This window comes from Streptomyces eurocidicus (assembly GCF_002891295.1).
Lineage (GTDB): Bacteria > Actinomycetota > Actinomycetes > Streptomycetales > Streptomycetaceae > Streptomyces > Streptomyces eurocidicus.
Genome location: NZ_LGUI01000001.1, coordinates 1,035,146 through 1,049,175, shown reverse-complemented (window position 1 = coordinate 1,049,175; position 14,030 = coordinate 1,035,146). Strand labels below are relative to the sequence as shown.

At 73.1% G+C, this 14,030-nt stretch carries 11 protein-coding genes; 10 read left to right on the top strand and 1 reads right to left on the bottom strand.

The annotated features are described in order from the left end of the window. Positions 1-323 precede the first annotated feature (323 nt). Together AF335_RS04755 and AF335_RS04745 are read left to right on the top strand one after the other, a co-directional pair. On the top strand, positions 324-1,757 hold the full coding sequence (locus AF335_RS04755; RefSeq protein ID WP_102916919.1) for an NAD-dependent malic enzyme: 1,434 nt from the start codon (positions 324-326) through the stop codon (positions 1,755-1,757). Between the two features lie 273 nt (positions 1,758-2,030). Beyond that, on the top strand, positions 2,031-2,312 hold the full coding sequence (locus AF335_RS04745; protein WP_071961969.1) for an HU family DNA-binding protein: 282 nt from the start codon (positions 2,031-2,033) through the stop codon (positions 2,310-2,312). Positions 2,313-2,669: 357 nt separating this feature from the next. On the opposite strand, the gene murA is transcribed toward AF335_RS04745, so the two are convergent. After that, positions 2,670-4,010 (bottom strand): UDP-N-acetylglucosamine 1-carboxyvinyltransferase, encoded by a 1,341-nt coding sequence (gene murA, locus AF335_RS04740; protein ID WP_102916918.1) that lies wholly within the window; start codon positions 4,008-4,010, stop codon positions 2,670-2,672. Positions 4,011-4,273: 263 nt separating this feature from the next. Here murA and AF335_RS04735 point away from each other — a divergent pair, with 263 nt between their 5' ends. The 8 genes from AF335_RS04735 to AF335_RS36120 all read left to right on the top strand — a co-directional run bounded on the left by AF335_RS04735 (position 4,274) and on the right by AF335_RS36120 (position 14,019). Then, positions 4,274-4,870, top strand: a complete 597-nt coding sequence (locus tag AF335_RS04735) for a YqgE/AlgH family protein (protein ID WP_102916917.1) — start codon at positions 4,274-4,276, stop codon at positions 4,868-4,870. 132 nt (positions 4,871-5,002) lie between these two features. Continuing rightward, positions 5,003-5,296 carry a DUF3039 domain-containing protein gene (locus AF335_RS04730; protein ID WP_078660579.1) on the top strand — a complete coding sequence of 98 codons (294 nt, stop codon included), beginning with the start codon at positions 5,003-5,005 and terminating at the stop codon, positions 5,294-5,296. 177 nt (positions 5,297-5,473) lie between these two features. Beyond that, entirely contained in the window at positions 5,474-6,847 is a 1,374-nt protein-coding gene (locus AF335_RS04725) for an extracellular solute-binding protein (RefSeq protein WP_102916916.1), read from the top strand. Further along, positions 6,844-7,785, top strand: a complete 942-nt coding sequence (locus AF335_RS04720; protein ID WP_102916915.1) for a carbohydrate ABC transporter permease — start codon at positions 6,844-6,846, stop codon at positions 7,783-7,785. The genes AF335_RS04725 and AF335_RS04720 overlap by 4 nt, the downstream gene beginning before the upstream one ends. Continuing rightward, positions 7,782-8,639, top strand: coding sequence for a carbohydrate ABC transporter permease (locus tag AF335_RS04715; protein ID WP_102916914.1), 858 nt, complete (start codon positions 7,782-7,784; stop codon positions 8,637-8,639). Before AF335_RS04720 ends, AF335_RS04715 begins: the two co-directional genes overlap by 4 nt. A 4-nt stretch (positions 8,640-8,643) precedes the next feature. Next, positions 8,644-10,536, top strand: coding sequence for a beta-N-acetylhexosaminidase (locus AF335_RS04710; RefSeq protein WP_102916913.1), 1,893 nt, complete (start codon positions 8,644-8,646; stop codon positions 10,534-10,536). A gap of 295 nt (positions 10,537-10,831) precedes the next feature. Continuing rightward, positions 10,832-11,728, top strand: coding sequence for an FAD binding domain-containing protein (locus AF335_RS04705; RefSeq protein WP_102916912.1), 897 nt, complete (start codon positions 10,832-10,834; stop codon positions 11,726-11,728). Beyond that, positions 11,725-14,019, top strand: a complete 2,295-nt coding sequence (locus tag AF335_RS36120; protein WP_280524615.1) for a (2Fe-2S)-binding protein — start codon at positions 11,725-11,727, stop codon at positions 14,017-14,019. The genes AF335_RS04705 and AF335_RS36120 overlap by 4 nt, the downstream gene beginning before the upstream one ends. Positions 14,020-14,030: the final 11 nt, after the last annotated feature.

The window sequence follows — 14,030 nt, the reverse complement described above, 5'->3', positions numbered from 1 at the left end:
CGTCCTTCCTCCTGGGGAAGGGCGCCCGTCGGTGTATCAGGGGGCGCTCTCCGGAGCGTTTCCGTGGTCGATTGGGAGTGGTTCCAGGGTGGTTCCGGAGTGGTTCCAGGGCGGTTCCGGGGTGGTTTTGGATCCATGAGAAGTCACCGGAACCACATCCGTCCCGACCGTCCCTCCCCTTCCCGGTTGCTGGAATATTCCTTCCGGAATCCGGGGCTGGTTACCCCCTACCGGCTGGTAGGTGCGACCATCGTTGCTCTCGCCCTGGGTGAACCCCGAGCGGGCGTACGAAGTGAAACAAGGGAAAGCAGAGGAAGTCGGCCATGGCAACGGCGCCAAGCGTCTCGTACTCGATGACGGTCCGGCTGGAGGTTCCCGCGAGCGGGACCGCGGTCAGCCAGCTCACCACGGCCGTGGAGTCCTCCGGCGGATCGGTGACCGGTCTGGACGTGACCGCCTCCGGCCACGAGAAGCTGCGGATCGACGTCACCGTCGCCGCGACCTCCACCGCCCACGCCGACGAGATCGTGGAAAAACTCCGCGGCATCGAAGGCGTACACCTCGGCAAGGTCTCGGACCGCACCTTCCTGATGCACCTCGGCGGCAAGATCGAGATGGCGTCCAAGCACCCCATCCGCAACCGCGACGACCTCTCCATGATCTACACCCCCGGCGTCGCCCGCGTCTGCATGGCCATCGCCGAGAACCCCGAGGACGCCCGCCGCCTGACCATCAAGCGCAACAGCGTCGCCGTCGTCACCGACGGCTCCGCCGTCCTGGGCCTGGGCAACATCGGCCCCATGGCCGCCCTCCCCGTCATGGAAGGCAAAGCCGCCCTCTTCAAACGCTTCGCCGGCATCGACGCCTGGCCGATCTGCCTGGACACCCAGGACTCCGACGCCATCGTCGAGATCGTCAAGGCCATCGCCCCCGGCTTCGCCGGCATCAACCTCGAAGACATCTCCGCCCCCCGCTGCTTCGAGATCGAAGCCCGCCTGCGCGAAGCCCTGGACATCCCCGTCTTCCACGACGACCAGCACGGCACCGCCATCGTCGTCCTCGCCGCCCTGACCAACGCCCTGCGCGTGGTGGAGAAGTCCATCGGCGACGTACGGGTCGTCATGTCCGGCGCGGGCGCCGCCGGCACCGCCATCCTCAAGCTCCTGATCGCCGCCGGGGTCAAGCACGCCGTCGTCGCCGACATCCACGGCGTCGTCCACGCCGGCCGCGCCGACCTCGTCGACGCCGGCCCCGCCACGGCCCTGCGCTGGATCGCGGACAACACCAACCCCGAGGGCATCACCGGCACCCTCAAGGAAGCCGTCCGCGGCGCCGACGTCTTCATCGGCGTCTCGGCCCCCAACGTCCTGAACGGCGAGGACGTCGCCGCGATGGCCGACGGCGCGATCGTCTTCGCGCTCGCCAACCCCGACCCCGAGGTCGACCCCGGCATCGCCCGCCAGAGCGCCGCCGTCGTCGCCACCGGCCGCTCCGACTTCCCCAACCAGATCAACAACGTCCTGGTCTTCCCCGGCGTCTTCCGCGGCCTCCTCGACGCCCAGTCCCGCACCGTCAACACCGACATGATGCTCGCCGCAGCCGGCGCCCTCGCCAACGTCGTCGCCGAGGACGAACTCAACGCGAACTACATCATCCCCAGCGTCTTCAACGACAAGGTCGCGGGTGCCGTCGCGGGCGCCGTCCGGGAGGCCGCGAAGGCCGCCGGCACGGCTGTGACGGGCACCACGACCGTCTGACGACGGCGCGTCGCGGGCCTCCGGGCCCGCGACCTGCCCATAAGGTGACGGGCAGAAATCAGGCCGCGGAAATGCGGCTGTATCCGAGGCTGTGCCGCTTTCCGTGTGACTCTCCAGGGTGCCGGATTGGCTTTCCCGCCACTGGTGGGGGCAGGATGCGTAACCGGGCGCGAGGGTCTGGCAACAGACCCGGGTCCGGGGACTGTCCGAGGGCCCTGGCAGCATCGGCTTCGATCTCACGCCTCATTGGCAAGAAGAACACGGGAGTACAACATGAACCGCAGTGAGCTGGTGGCCGCGCTGGCCGACCGCGCCGAGGTGACCCGCAAGGACGCCGACGCCGTCCTGGCCGCGCTCGCCGAGACCGTCGGCGAGATCGTCGCCAAGGGCGACGAGAAGGTCACCATCCCCGGCTTCCTGACCTTCGAGCGCACCCACCGTGCCGCTCGCACCGCTCGTAACCCGCAGACGGGCGAGCCGATCCAGATCGCCGCCGGTTACAGCGTGAAGGTCTCCGCGGGCTCCAAGCTCAAGGAAGCCGCCAAGGGCAAGTAAGTCCCTCAGCGCGAAGGGCGGCCACCCCACGGGGGTGGCCGCCCTTTTGGCTTGCCGGGGCCTTGCGGGGACCGTGCCGGGTCCCGTAAGGGCCTGTAAGGGCCCGTAGACGCGCGAAAGCGCCCGCACCGACCTCCGTGGTCGGTACAGGCGCTTACGGGCCGTCAGGGCCGCGCCAGAGCTTCGCAGCTCAGAGCCGTCGCCGGCTGTGTCAGCCGGGGGCCCGGATCCCCGGCCGGGCGCGGGGCCTGGTGGGGGGCCGTCAGGCGTCCGTGCCGCGGGGAGCTCGCTGTGCTCACCCGGGGGCGACCCCCGGATCCCCGGCCGGGCGCGAGGCCCGGTGGGGGGTGGTGGCCGTCAGGCGTCCGCGCCGCCCGGCAGCTCGACGTTCGCGCCCAGCTCCTTCAGCTTCTCCATGAAGTTCTCGTAGCCGCGGTTGATCAGGTCGATGCCGTGCACCCGGGACGTGCCCTGGGCGGCCAGCGCCGCGATCAGGTACGAGAAGCCGCCGCGCAGGTCGGGGATGACCAGGTCGGCGCCCTGCAGCTTGGTCGGGCCGGAGACGACCGCCGAGTGCAGGAAGTTGCGCTGGCCGAAGCGGCAGGCCGAGCCGCCCAGGCACTCGCGGTAGAGCTGGATGTGCGCGCCCATCTGGTTGAGCGCGGAGGTGAAGCCGAGCCGGGACTCGTACACCGTCTCGTGGACGATCGACAGGCCCGACGCCTGCGTCAGGGCCACGACCAGCGGCTGCTGCCAGTCCGTCTGGAAGCCGGGGTGGACGTCGGTCTCCAGCGCGATGGCGTTGAGCGAGCCGCCCGGGTGCCAGAAGCGGATGCCCTCGTCGTCGACCTCGAACGCGCCGCCGACCTTGCGGTAGGTGTTGAGGAAGGTCATCATCGACCGCTGCTGCGCACCGCGGACGTAGATGTTGCCCTCGGTGGCCAGCGCCGCGGACGCCCAGGAGGCCGCCTCCAGGCGGTCCGGCAGGGCGCGGTGGTTGTAGCCCGTGAGCGAGTCCACACCGGTGATCCGGATGGTGCGGTCGGTGTCCATGGAGATGATCGCGCCCATCTTCTGCAGTACGCAGATGAGGTCCTCGATCTCCGGCTCGACGGCCGCGTTGGACAGCTCCGTGACGCCCTCCGCCAGAACGGCGGTCAGCAGCACCTGCTCGGTCGAGCCGACCGAGGGGTAGGGCAGCCGGATCTTGCAGCCGCGCAGCCGCTGCGGGGCCTCCAGGTACTGGCCGCCCTCGCGCTTCTCGATGGTCGCGCCGAACTGGCGGAGCACCTCGAAGTGGAAGTCGATCGGCCGGCCGCCGATGTCGCAGCCGCCCAGGCCCGGGATGAACGCGTGGCCCAGCCGGTGCAGCAGCGGGCCGCAGAACAGGATCGGGATGCGCGAGGAGCCGGCGTGGGCGTCGATGTCGGCGACGTTGGCGCTCTCCACATGGGAGGGGTCCATGATCAGCTCGCCGGGCTCGTCGCCCGGGCGGACCGTCACACCGTGCAGCTGCAGCAGACCGCGGACCACCCGCACGTCGCGGATGTCGGGGACATTGCGCAGCCGGCTCGGTCCGCTGCCGAGCAGCGCGGCGACCATGGCCTTCGGCACGAGGTTCTTCGCGCCGCGGACACGGATCTCACCCTCGAGCGGGGTGCCGCCGTGGACAAGCAGTACATCGTCAGGGCCGGTCATGGATCTCGCGTTCCTGGAGTTGGGCAGGGGGGCAAGAAGAAAGGGTAATGCGACCGGAGGGCGCTCCTGTGTGTGTAAGGGGCCTCCGGGTATGTCATGGCTTCGCAACAACACGCTGCGTTAATGGAATGGTCGCTACCGGTTATCTCCGTGGCCGCGCTTTTCCCCTTCCCGGCGCTCCCTGCCCGGATTCCGGCGCTCCATGTCCCTCCGGAGTGGCCGTCCACCCTTCGCAACGGCCCGAAATGCGGGATCATGTGCCCATGTCCGAGGTGTCCTCGCTCACAGGACGGCTGCTTGTCGCGACACCGGCGCTCGCTGACCCGAATTTCGACCGTGCGGTGGTGCTGCTTCTCGACCACGACGAGGAGGGCTCCCTCGGCGTGATCCTCAACCGCCCGACCCCGGTCGGGGTGGCCGACATCCTGGAGTCGTGGGCGTCCCTCACCGGCGAGCCGGGCGTGGTCTTCCAGGGCGGCCCGGTCTCGCTGGACTCCGCGCTCGGGGTGGGCGTGGTGCCGGGAGAGGCCCATGAGAAGGGTGCGAAGGGCGCTGGCACCGGTGACGGCCCGCTCGGCTGGCGCCGGGTGCACGGCGCCATCGGCCTCGTCGACCTGGAGGCCCCGCCGGAGCTGCTGGCAGCGGCCCTGGGCTCGCTGCGGATCTTCGCCGGGTACGCGGGCTGGGGGCCCGGCCAGCTGGAGGAGGAGCTGGTCGAGGGCGCCTGGTACGTGGTGGAGTCCGAGCCGGGCGACGTCTCCTCGCCCGAGCCGGGGCAGCTGTGGCGGGCGGTGCTGCGGCGCCAGCGCAACGAACTGGCGATGGTCGCCACCTACCCGGACGACCCGAGTCTGAACTGACCGCCCGGGCGCGCCGCGCGCGCCGCCCTCCGCGCCCCGGCGGCCCGGCCGGCGGCGGCTCCGGTGCCGGGCGGTGACAGGCGTGCCCGGCGAACGGCCTGTCGGCCCCGGCCCCCAGTACTCTTGGAAACCATGAGCACTCTTGAGCCCGAGCGCGGGGCAGGGACCGGCACCCTCGTAGAGCCGACGCCGCAGGTGTCGCACGGCGACGGCGACCACGAGCGCTACGCCCACTACGTTCAGAAGGACAAGATCATGGAGAGCGCCCTCTCCGGATCGCCGGTGGTGGCGCTGTGCGGCAAGGTCTGGGTCCCCGGACGCGACCCGAAGAAGTACCCGGTCTGCCCCATGTGCAAGGAGATCTTCGACGGCATGGGCGCCGGCGGGGACAAGGACAAGGGCGGCAAGGGCGGCGACAAGAAGTAACCGGAGTTCTCCTCCGGGCTTTTCCCAGGGTTCCCACGGCCCCTGGAGCGCGTGATCGCGCTCCAGGGGCCGTTTTGCTCTTGTCCGGCGGGCCGGGCGCCCCTAGCCTCCTCTCAGTTGTGCACCGTGAAACGTGCGTTGCGTATGTTGCAACGCCTCGACATGGGAGGGGAGCCCATGGCGTCGCTGTCACCACCACCGCCCGCCCCGGGACCCGGCCGGCGGACCGCTCGCAGGGCCCGTACGCCCCGTACCGCCCGTACGCCCCGGGGCTTACGGGCGCTCGGCCTCGCCGTCGCGGCGCTCACCGCCGCTGCCGGCTGCGCCCCCTCGACCGCCGTCCCCGGCGGCCGGGGCGACAAGAACACCGGCACCCTGCGGATCTGGCTCTTCCGGGAGGTCGACAACGCCCCCAAGGCGGCCGTCGTCGACCGGGCCGTCGCCGCGTTCGCCAAGGACCGCCCGGGGGTGCGGGTCGACGTCGCCTACATCCCCGTCGAGACCCGCGCCCAGCGCGTCAAGGCCGCCTTCAACGACCCGCGCAGCGCCCCCGACCTCATCGAGTACGGCAACACCGACACCGCCGGCTATGTGCGGGACGGCGGGCTGGCCGACGTCACGGCCGATGTCGCCGCCTGGGCCGAGGCGAAGGACACCGACCCCGCGGCCCGCCGGTCGGTGACCGTGGCCGGCAAGGTCTACGGGGCGCCCCTGTTCGTGGGCGTCCGGGCGCTGTACTACCGCACCGACGTCTTCGCGGAGCTCGGCCTGCGCCCGCCGCGCACCCTGGACGAACTGGCCGCCACCGCCCGCCGCGTCCACCGGGAGCGGCCCGCGCTCCACGGGCTCGCCGTCGGCGGGGCGTACACCTACGGCGCGCTGCCGTTCCTGTGGGCGCACGGCGGCGGGGTCGCGGAGAAGAAGGGCCGCGGCTACATCTCCACGCTCACGGACGAGCGGACCAAGAAGGGCATCGCCGCCTGGACGGCCCTCTTCGGCGACGACAACTGCCCGCCGAGCAGCTGTGCGCAGAGGGGCGGCAACGCCACGGTCGAGTCGTTCGCGTCCGGCAAGGCGGCCATGGCCATCGGGGGTGACTTCAGCCATCGCGCCATGGAGAACAGCAAGGTCAAGGGCGCCTACGCGGTCGTACCGCTGCCCGGTGCGGCGGAGGGCACCATCGCCCCGGCGTTCGCCGGAGGGAACAACCTCGGCGTCCTCAAGAGCAGTTCCCACCGCACGCTCGCCGTGGAGCTGATGAGGACCCTGGCCGGAAAGCGCGCCCAGGCCGACCTCTTCGACGCCATGGGCTTCCTGCCCACCTACACCGACGTCCGGGCCGCGGCGGCCCGCCGGCAGCCCTTCGTCCGGCCCTTCGTGGCCACGCTCGACGCGGGCGCCCGGACGGTCCCGGTGACGCCCGGCTGGGCCGCCGTCGACGCCGCGCAGGTGCTGCCGGTCATGTTCCAGGAGATCGTCAGCGGCCGGCGGAGCCTGGACGCGGCCGCGGCGGGCGCCGCCAAGAAGATGAACGAGGCGTTCCGGAAATGACGGCCACCGACACGTCCCGCGCGTCCCGTCCGTCCCGCGCCCGCCGCCCCGGCGCCTGGACGCCCTGGCTCTACCTCGCCCCCGCGCTCGTCCTCATCGGCGGCCTGCTGGTCTACCCCCTCTACCAGCTCGGCCTCATCTCCTTCCTCGAATACACCCAGGCCCAGGTGAGCGGGGGCGAACCCACGTCCTTCCAGGGGCTCGGCAACTACACCGAGCTCTTCCGGGACGCCCAGTTCCGCCAGGTCCTCCTCGCGACGGTCGTCTTCGCCGCGGCCTGCGTCCTCGCCACGCTCGCCGTCGGCTGCGCGCTGGCCGTCCTGCTCACCCGGGTACGGGCCCTGCCGCGCCTCGCGCTGATGCTCGCCGCGCTCGGCGCCTGGGCCACCCCGGCCGTCACCGGCTCCACGGTCTGGCTCTTCCTCTTCGACCCGGACCTCGGCCCCGTCGACTCCGCCCTGAGCGCGCTCGGCCTCTCCGGCTTCGAGGGCCACTCCTGGACGTACGACCGCTACAGCGCCTTCGGGCTCGTCCTCCTCGAAGTCGTCTGGTGCTCGTTCCCCTTCGTGATGGTGACCGTCTACGCCGGTCTCCGCGCCATCCCCGCCGAGGTGCTGGAGGCGGCGGCCCTCGACGGCGCCTCGCAGTGGCGGATCTGGCGCGGGGTCACGGCCCCGATGCTCCGGCCGATCCTCGTCGTCGTCACCGTCCAGTCCGTCATCTGGGACTTCAAAATCTTCACCCAGATCTATGTGATGACCAACGGCGGCGGCGTCGCCGGACAGAACCTCACCCTCAACGTCTACGCCTACCAGAAGGCGTTCGCGTCCTCGCAGTACAGCCTCGGCTCGGCGATCGGCGTGGTCATGCTGCTGATCCTGCTGGCCGTCACCCTCGGCTACCTGCGGCTGCTGCGCCGTCAGGGGGAGGAGATATGAACGCCCTCCGGATCCGCCGCCCCTGGCGGCTCGCCGCCGAGGCGGCGGCCCTGCTCGTCGCCGCCGTGGTGGCCTTCCCGCTGTACTGGATGGTCCTCGCGGCCTTCAAGCCCGCGGCCGAGGTCCAGTCGGCCGCGCCGCGCCCCTGGACGCTGCGGCCCTCGCTGGACGCCTTCCGGCGCGTCTTCGACCAGCAGGACTTCGGCCGCTACTTCCTCAACAGCCTGCTCGTCGCGGGGACCGTGGTCGTCGCCTCCGGGCTCGTCGCCTTCCTCGCCGCCACCGCCGTGACCCGCTTCCGGTTCCGCTTCCGGACGACGCTGCTGGTGATGTTCCTGGTGGCCCAGATGGTGCCGGTCGAGGCGCTGACCATCCCGCTGTTCTTCCTGCTGCGGGACGCGGGCGGCACGGTGCCCGGCATCGGGCTCAACACGCTCGGCTCGCTGATCCTGCCGCACCTCGCGTTCTCCCTGCCCTTCGCCGTCTGGATGCTGCGCGGCTTCGTCCGGGCCGTCCCCGAGGCACTGGAGGAGGCCGCCTACCTGGACGGCGCGAGCCGCGCCCGCTTCCTGTGGCGGATCCTCTTCCCGCTCGTACTGCCCGGCCTGATGGCGACGAGCGTCTTCTCCTTCATCTCGACCTGGAACGACTTCCTCTTCGCGAAGTCCTTCATCATCAGCGCCACCGAGAACTCCACTCTGCCGATGGCGCTCCTCGTCTTCTTCAAGGACGAGGGCAACGACTGGGGCGGCATCATGGCGGCGTCCACCGTCATGACCGTGCCGGTGCTGGTCTTCTTCGTACTCGTGCAGCGCAGGCTCGTGTCGGGCCTGGGCGGAGCGGTGAAGGATTGATGTCATGACCGATCACGGAAGCGACCACCGGTCCGGCCGCGGGACGGAGCGGGAACCCGGCCACGGGCCCGGCCTGGTCCCGCTGCCCCGCCACGTCACCGGGATCCCGCCCCACGGCGTCTTCGTCCTCGACGAGCACACCGCCGTCGGCGCCGGGCCCGGCACGGAGGGCGTCGCGCGCTGGCTGCGCGCCACGGTCGGCGCGGCCACCGGCCTGCCCCTGCCCGAGGCGGGGGACGACGCCGGCGAGCACCACGACAGCATCGTCCTGCGCGTGTCCCCGGACGTGGCGCGCGAGCTCGGCCCGGAGGGATACCGGCTCCGTGTCGAGGGTGACGGAATCGCCATCGACGGCGGCGGCGCGGCCGGGGTCTTCCTGGGCGCGCAGACCCTGCGTCAGCTGCTGGGCCCCGAGGCGTTCCGGCGGGCGCCGGTGACCGGCCGGCGGGAGTGGCCGGTGCCGATGACCGCCGTCGAGGACGCGCCCCGCTTCCGCTGGCGCGGCGTCCTCCTCGACGTCGCCCGCCACTTCACGCCCAAGGACGGGGTGCTGCGCTTCCTCGACCTGCTCGCCGCGCACAAGCTCAACGTCCTCCACCTCCATCTGACGGACGACCAGGGCTGGCGCCTGGAGATCGAGCGCTACCCGAGGCTGACCGAGGTCGGCGCCTGGCGGGCGCGCACCAAGCTCGGCCACCGGGCGTCCCCGCTGTGGGACGAGCGGCCGCACGGCGGCTTCTACACGAAGGACGACATCCGCGAGATCGTCGCGTACGCCGCCGAACGGCACATCACCGTCGTCCCCGAGATCGACGTCCCCGGCCACTCGCAGGCCGCCATCGCCGCCTACCCAGAACTGGGCAACACCGACGTCGTCGACACCGCCGCCCTGTCCGTCTGGGACACCTGGGGCATCAGCCCTAACGTCCTCGCCCCCACCGACCACACCCTCGCCTTCTACGAGAACGTCCTCACCGAAGTCCTCGAACTCTTCCCCTCGGTCTTCGTCCACCTCGGCGGCGACGAGTGCCCCAAGGAGCAGTGGAAGGCGTCCCCCGCCGCCCGCGCCCGCATCGAGGCGGAGGGGCTGGGCGACGAGGACGGGCTGCAGAGCTGGTTCATCCGCCACTTCGACCGCTGGCTCGCCGCGCGCGGCCGGCGGCTCGTCGGCTGGGACGAGATCCTGGAGGGTGCCCCTGCCGCAAGCGACGAGGCGGAGGGGGCGAGCGGGGGCGCCTCCCGGGCGGAGTCGGAGCCGGAGCCCGGGGGAGAGCCGCCGCGCGACGAGGAGCGCCGGCAGGGGGCCGGGGCGCCTGGAGGCGGAGCGCCTGGAGGTGGGGCGCCTGGAGCCGGAGCGCCTGGAGGCGGGGCGACGAAATGGGGCCTGGCGCCCGGCGCCACCGTCTCCTCGTGGCGCGGCTACGCGGGCGGCATCGCCGCGGCCGAGGCCGGGCACGACGTGGTGATGTGCCCCGAGCAGTGGGTCTACCTCGACCACCGGCAGGCCGCCGGGCCCGACGAACCCGTGCCGATCGGCTACGTCCGCACCCTGGAGGACGTCTACCTCTTCGAGCCCGTGCCGCCGGAGCTCACCGGGGAGGCGGCCGCGCGCGTCATCGGCGCCCAGGCCAACCTCTGGACCGAGGTGACGGAGACCCAGCAGCGCGTCGACTACCAGGCGTTCCCGCGCCTGGCCGCCTTCGCCGAGGCCGTTTGGTCCGCGCTGCCCGCGCCCGCCGACCGCGACTACGCCGGCTTCGAGCGCCGAATGACCGCCCACTACGCCCGCCTTGACGCCCTCGGCGTCGACTACCGGCCACCCGGCGGCCCCCGGCCCTGGCAGCGCCGCCCCGGTCTCCTCGGACGCCCGCTCGACGGCCGGCCCCCGATCGTGTGAGCCGCCCCGAACCGCGCCGCCCCCGTGCCGGCCCCCTGGCACGGTGGTTCCTCCACACACGCCGTAAGTCGTATAAGGGCCCCTGATAGTCCCCTAATCATGGCAATCGGTACACACTGCCGACAGTGCTGAAAAGCGGACCATTCGCCAGGTCGGGGACGGACCGGCGGTTCGCGGACCCTCGCGACGGCGGGCTCGGAAGATGTGCCAGAGTTGCCACGTCCGGGCCGACAGCACGTACCGTACGGCGGGATCAGGCGGAACAGTCGGGACCACCGGGGAAGGGGCAGCTGGGTTGACCACGCACGCACCGCAGGCGGCGCACACGGTGACGTTGCCGGGCTCGCTCGACGAGGCCGTGGCGGCACTCTCCGCCATGCCCGCCGCCGTGCCCGTCGCGGGTGGCACCGATCTGATGGCCGCCGTCAACTCGGGGCTCCTCCGGCCCGCCGCCCTCGTCGGCCTCGGCCGCATCAACGAGATCCGCGGCTGGCAGTACCAGGACGGCCACGCCCTGCTCGGCGCCGGACTCACCCATGCCCGGATGGGCCGGCCGGACTTCGCCGCGCTCATCCCGGCGCTCGCCGCCGCCGCCCGCACGGCCGGGCCGCCCCAGATCCGCAACGCCGGCACCCTCGGCGGCAACATCGCCTCCGCCGCCCCCACCGGCGACGCGCTGCCCGTGCTGGCCGCCCTGGAGGCCACCCTGGTCATCGCGGGCCCCGGCGGCAGCCGCCGCGAGATCCCCGTCGGCCACCTGCTGACCGGCTTCGACATGCTGCGCCCCGGCGAGCTGATCGGCTACGTCCGGGTGCCGCTGCTGCACGCCCCGCAGACCTTCCTCAAGGCCACCGGCCGTACGGGCCCGGGGCGCGCCGTCGCCTCGGTGGCCGTCGTCCTCGACCCGGCCCGGCGCAACGTCCGGTGCGCGGTGGGCGCGGTCGCGCCCATGCCGCTGCGCCCGCTCGACGCCGAGCGCTGGGTCGCCTCGCTCATCGACTGGGACGGCGAGCGGACCCTGGCGCCCGAGGCGTGCGCCGCCTTCGGCGACTACGTCGCCGCCGCCTGCATTCCCGACCCCGCGCCCGCCCTCGACGGCGGCGAGCCGGGCACCCTGCCGCCCGCGGCGCTGCACCTGCGGCGTACGGTGGCGACTCTGGCCCGCCGAGCACTGGGGAGGGCACTCGCGTGAGTGACGAACAGCAGCGACACGCCCAGGCCGCCGGACCGGGCGGCTGGCAGCCGATCCCGCGCGGCGGGGAGTTCGACGAGGGCACCACGTTCCTGCAACTGCCGCCGGAGCTCCTCGCCCACCCCGGCGCGGGCCTGTCCGGCGGTGGCGGCTGGGACCCGCTCGCGGCCACCGGCGGAGGCGGCTACACCCCACCCGTCGGCGAGCCCTGGCAGCAGCCCCAGGCGCCCGTCCAGCAGCACCCGGAGCGGCCGGAGGCCCAGCGGCCCGGCGGGGAACCGCCGGAGCCGCAGAGCGCCCCTGAGCCCGCCCGGACGCCCGGTCAGCAGTGGGCGGGGGAGTGGGGCGCACCGGCTCCCGCGCCCTACGAGCACCCGCACCCCGCCCCCGCCACGGAGGCCCCGGGCGCGGACCCGCACGCCACGGCGGAGTGGGCGATGCCCTTCGCCACCGGCGCCGGCACGGACGGGCGGCACACGCCCGACCAGGGGCTGAGCCAGGGTCAGGGGCCGGGCCAGGGCCAGGGACCGGACCAGGGCATGGGCCAGAGGCCGGGCCAGGACCTGGGGCACGGCCTCGGCCAGGACACGGGTCACGACCTGGGGCACGGCCTCGGCCGGGCCTTCGAGCAGCAGGCACCGGCGCACGACTACGGGCAGGCACCGGGCCACGCGCACTGGACCGTGCCGGCCGCCGGGGACGACCCCGTGGACGAGTCGGGCGAGTACCTGCTGCACGGCCGCACGGCGCCGCAGCCGCAGGCGCACGGCGACGCACGTGTGCACGGCGATGCCCTCGTACGTGGTGACGCTCTCGTACACGGCGACGCCCTCGTACGTGGTGACGCCCTCGTGCACGACGACGCACTCGCACGTGGTGACGCCTTCGTACGTGGTGACGCGCACCTCCACGGTGACGCCCACGCGCACGGTGACCAGCCCGCTCACCAGCCCGCTCACCCGGACCCGCACCTTCACACGGACCCGCACGGGACCGACGGGCACGGCACGCACTGGGCGGTACCCGCCCCGGAGGCCGAGCCGGTGCCCGGCGGCGCCCCCGGTACCTGGGAGCAGCGGGCGGCGGCCGTGACCGGGTCCGTGGGCGGCCCCCTGGGGGCCGTGCCGGGCGGGGACACCGGTACGGGCGGCCACGCGAACACCCACGCGGACGCCCATGCGAGCGGGCAGTGGACGATCCCCGTCGCGTCCGGCGACACGCCGGAGGAGTCGGGGGAGTACGCCCTGGACGCCTTTGCGGATGCGGTCCCCGGGCCGGTCCCGGGCCCGCCCGCAGCCATGGCCGCAGCCTTCCCCTCCGCTGCCGTTCCGCCCGTCGAACCGGCCGCCGAACCGGTTCCGGACGACTCCGCGCACGCGACCGGTGTCACTGGTACGGGCGATCATCAGACCAACGTGTGGACGTCGTCGGGCCCGGTGCCGGAACCGGTGGCCGAGGAGCCGAAGCCGGAGCCGGAGGCGGCCGGGGACACCACGGCGCAGGGCGCCGAGAGCCCCGACGCGGGCCCGGAGGCGGACCCCGGAGCCGCGCCCGGGACCGTGGCGCCGGGGGCGGCCGCCGAAGCCGCCGCCCCCGAGGCCGCCGCCTACGAAGCGGCCCCGGCTCCGGACCCGGACCCCGTCCAGGCGGACCCCTCCCCGGCGGACCCCGTCCAGGCGGACCCCGCCCCCGACCTCCCGGTCCCGCACACCGAGCACCCCTGCGCCTCGTACGTCCTGCGGGTCAACGGCACCGACCGGCCCGTGACCGACGCCTGGATCGGCGAGTCGCTGCTCTACGTCCTGCGCGAGCGCCTCGGCCTGGCCGGGGCGAAGGACGGCTGCTCGCAGGGTGAGTGCGGCGCCTGCTCCGTCCAGGTGGACGGCCGGCTCGTCGCCTCCTGCCTGGTGCCCGCGGCGACCGCGGCGGGTGCCGAGGTGCGCACGGTCGAGGGCCTCGCCACGGGCGGCCGGCCCTCGGACGTACAGCGGGCGCTCGCCGACTGCGGGGCCGTGCAGTGCGGATTCTGTGTGCCGGGCATGGCCATGACCATGCACGACCTGCTCGAGGGCAACCACGCCCCGACGGATCTGGAGACCCGCCAGGCCATCTGCGGCAACCTGTGCCGCTGCTCCGGCTACCGGGGCGTGCTCGACGCGGTGCGCCAGGTCGTCGAGGAGCGCGCGGAGACGGCGGCGGCACAGGAAGACTCGCAGCCGGACGCGGACCAGGCACGCATCCCGCACCAGGCGGGCCCGCACGGCGGCGGAAGCGGAAGGGCAATGGAATGACGGGAACGGGT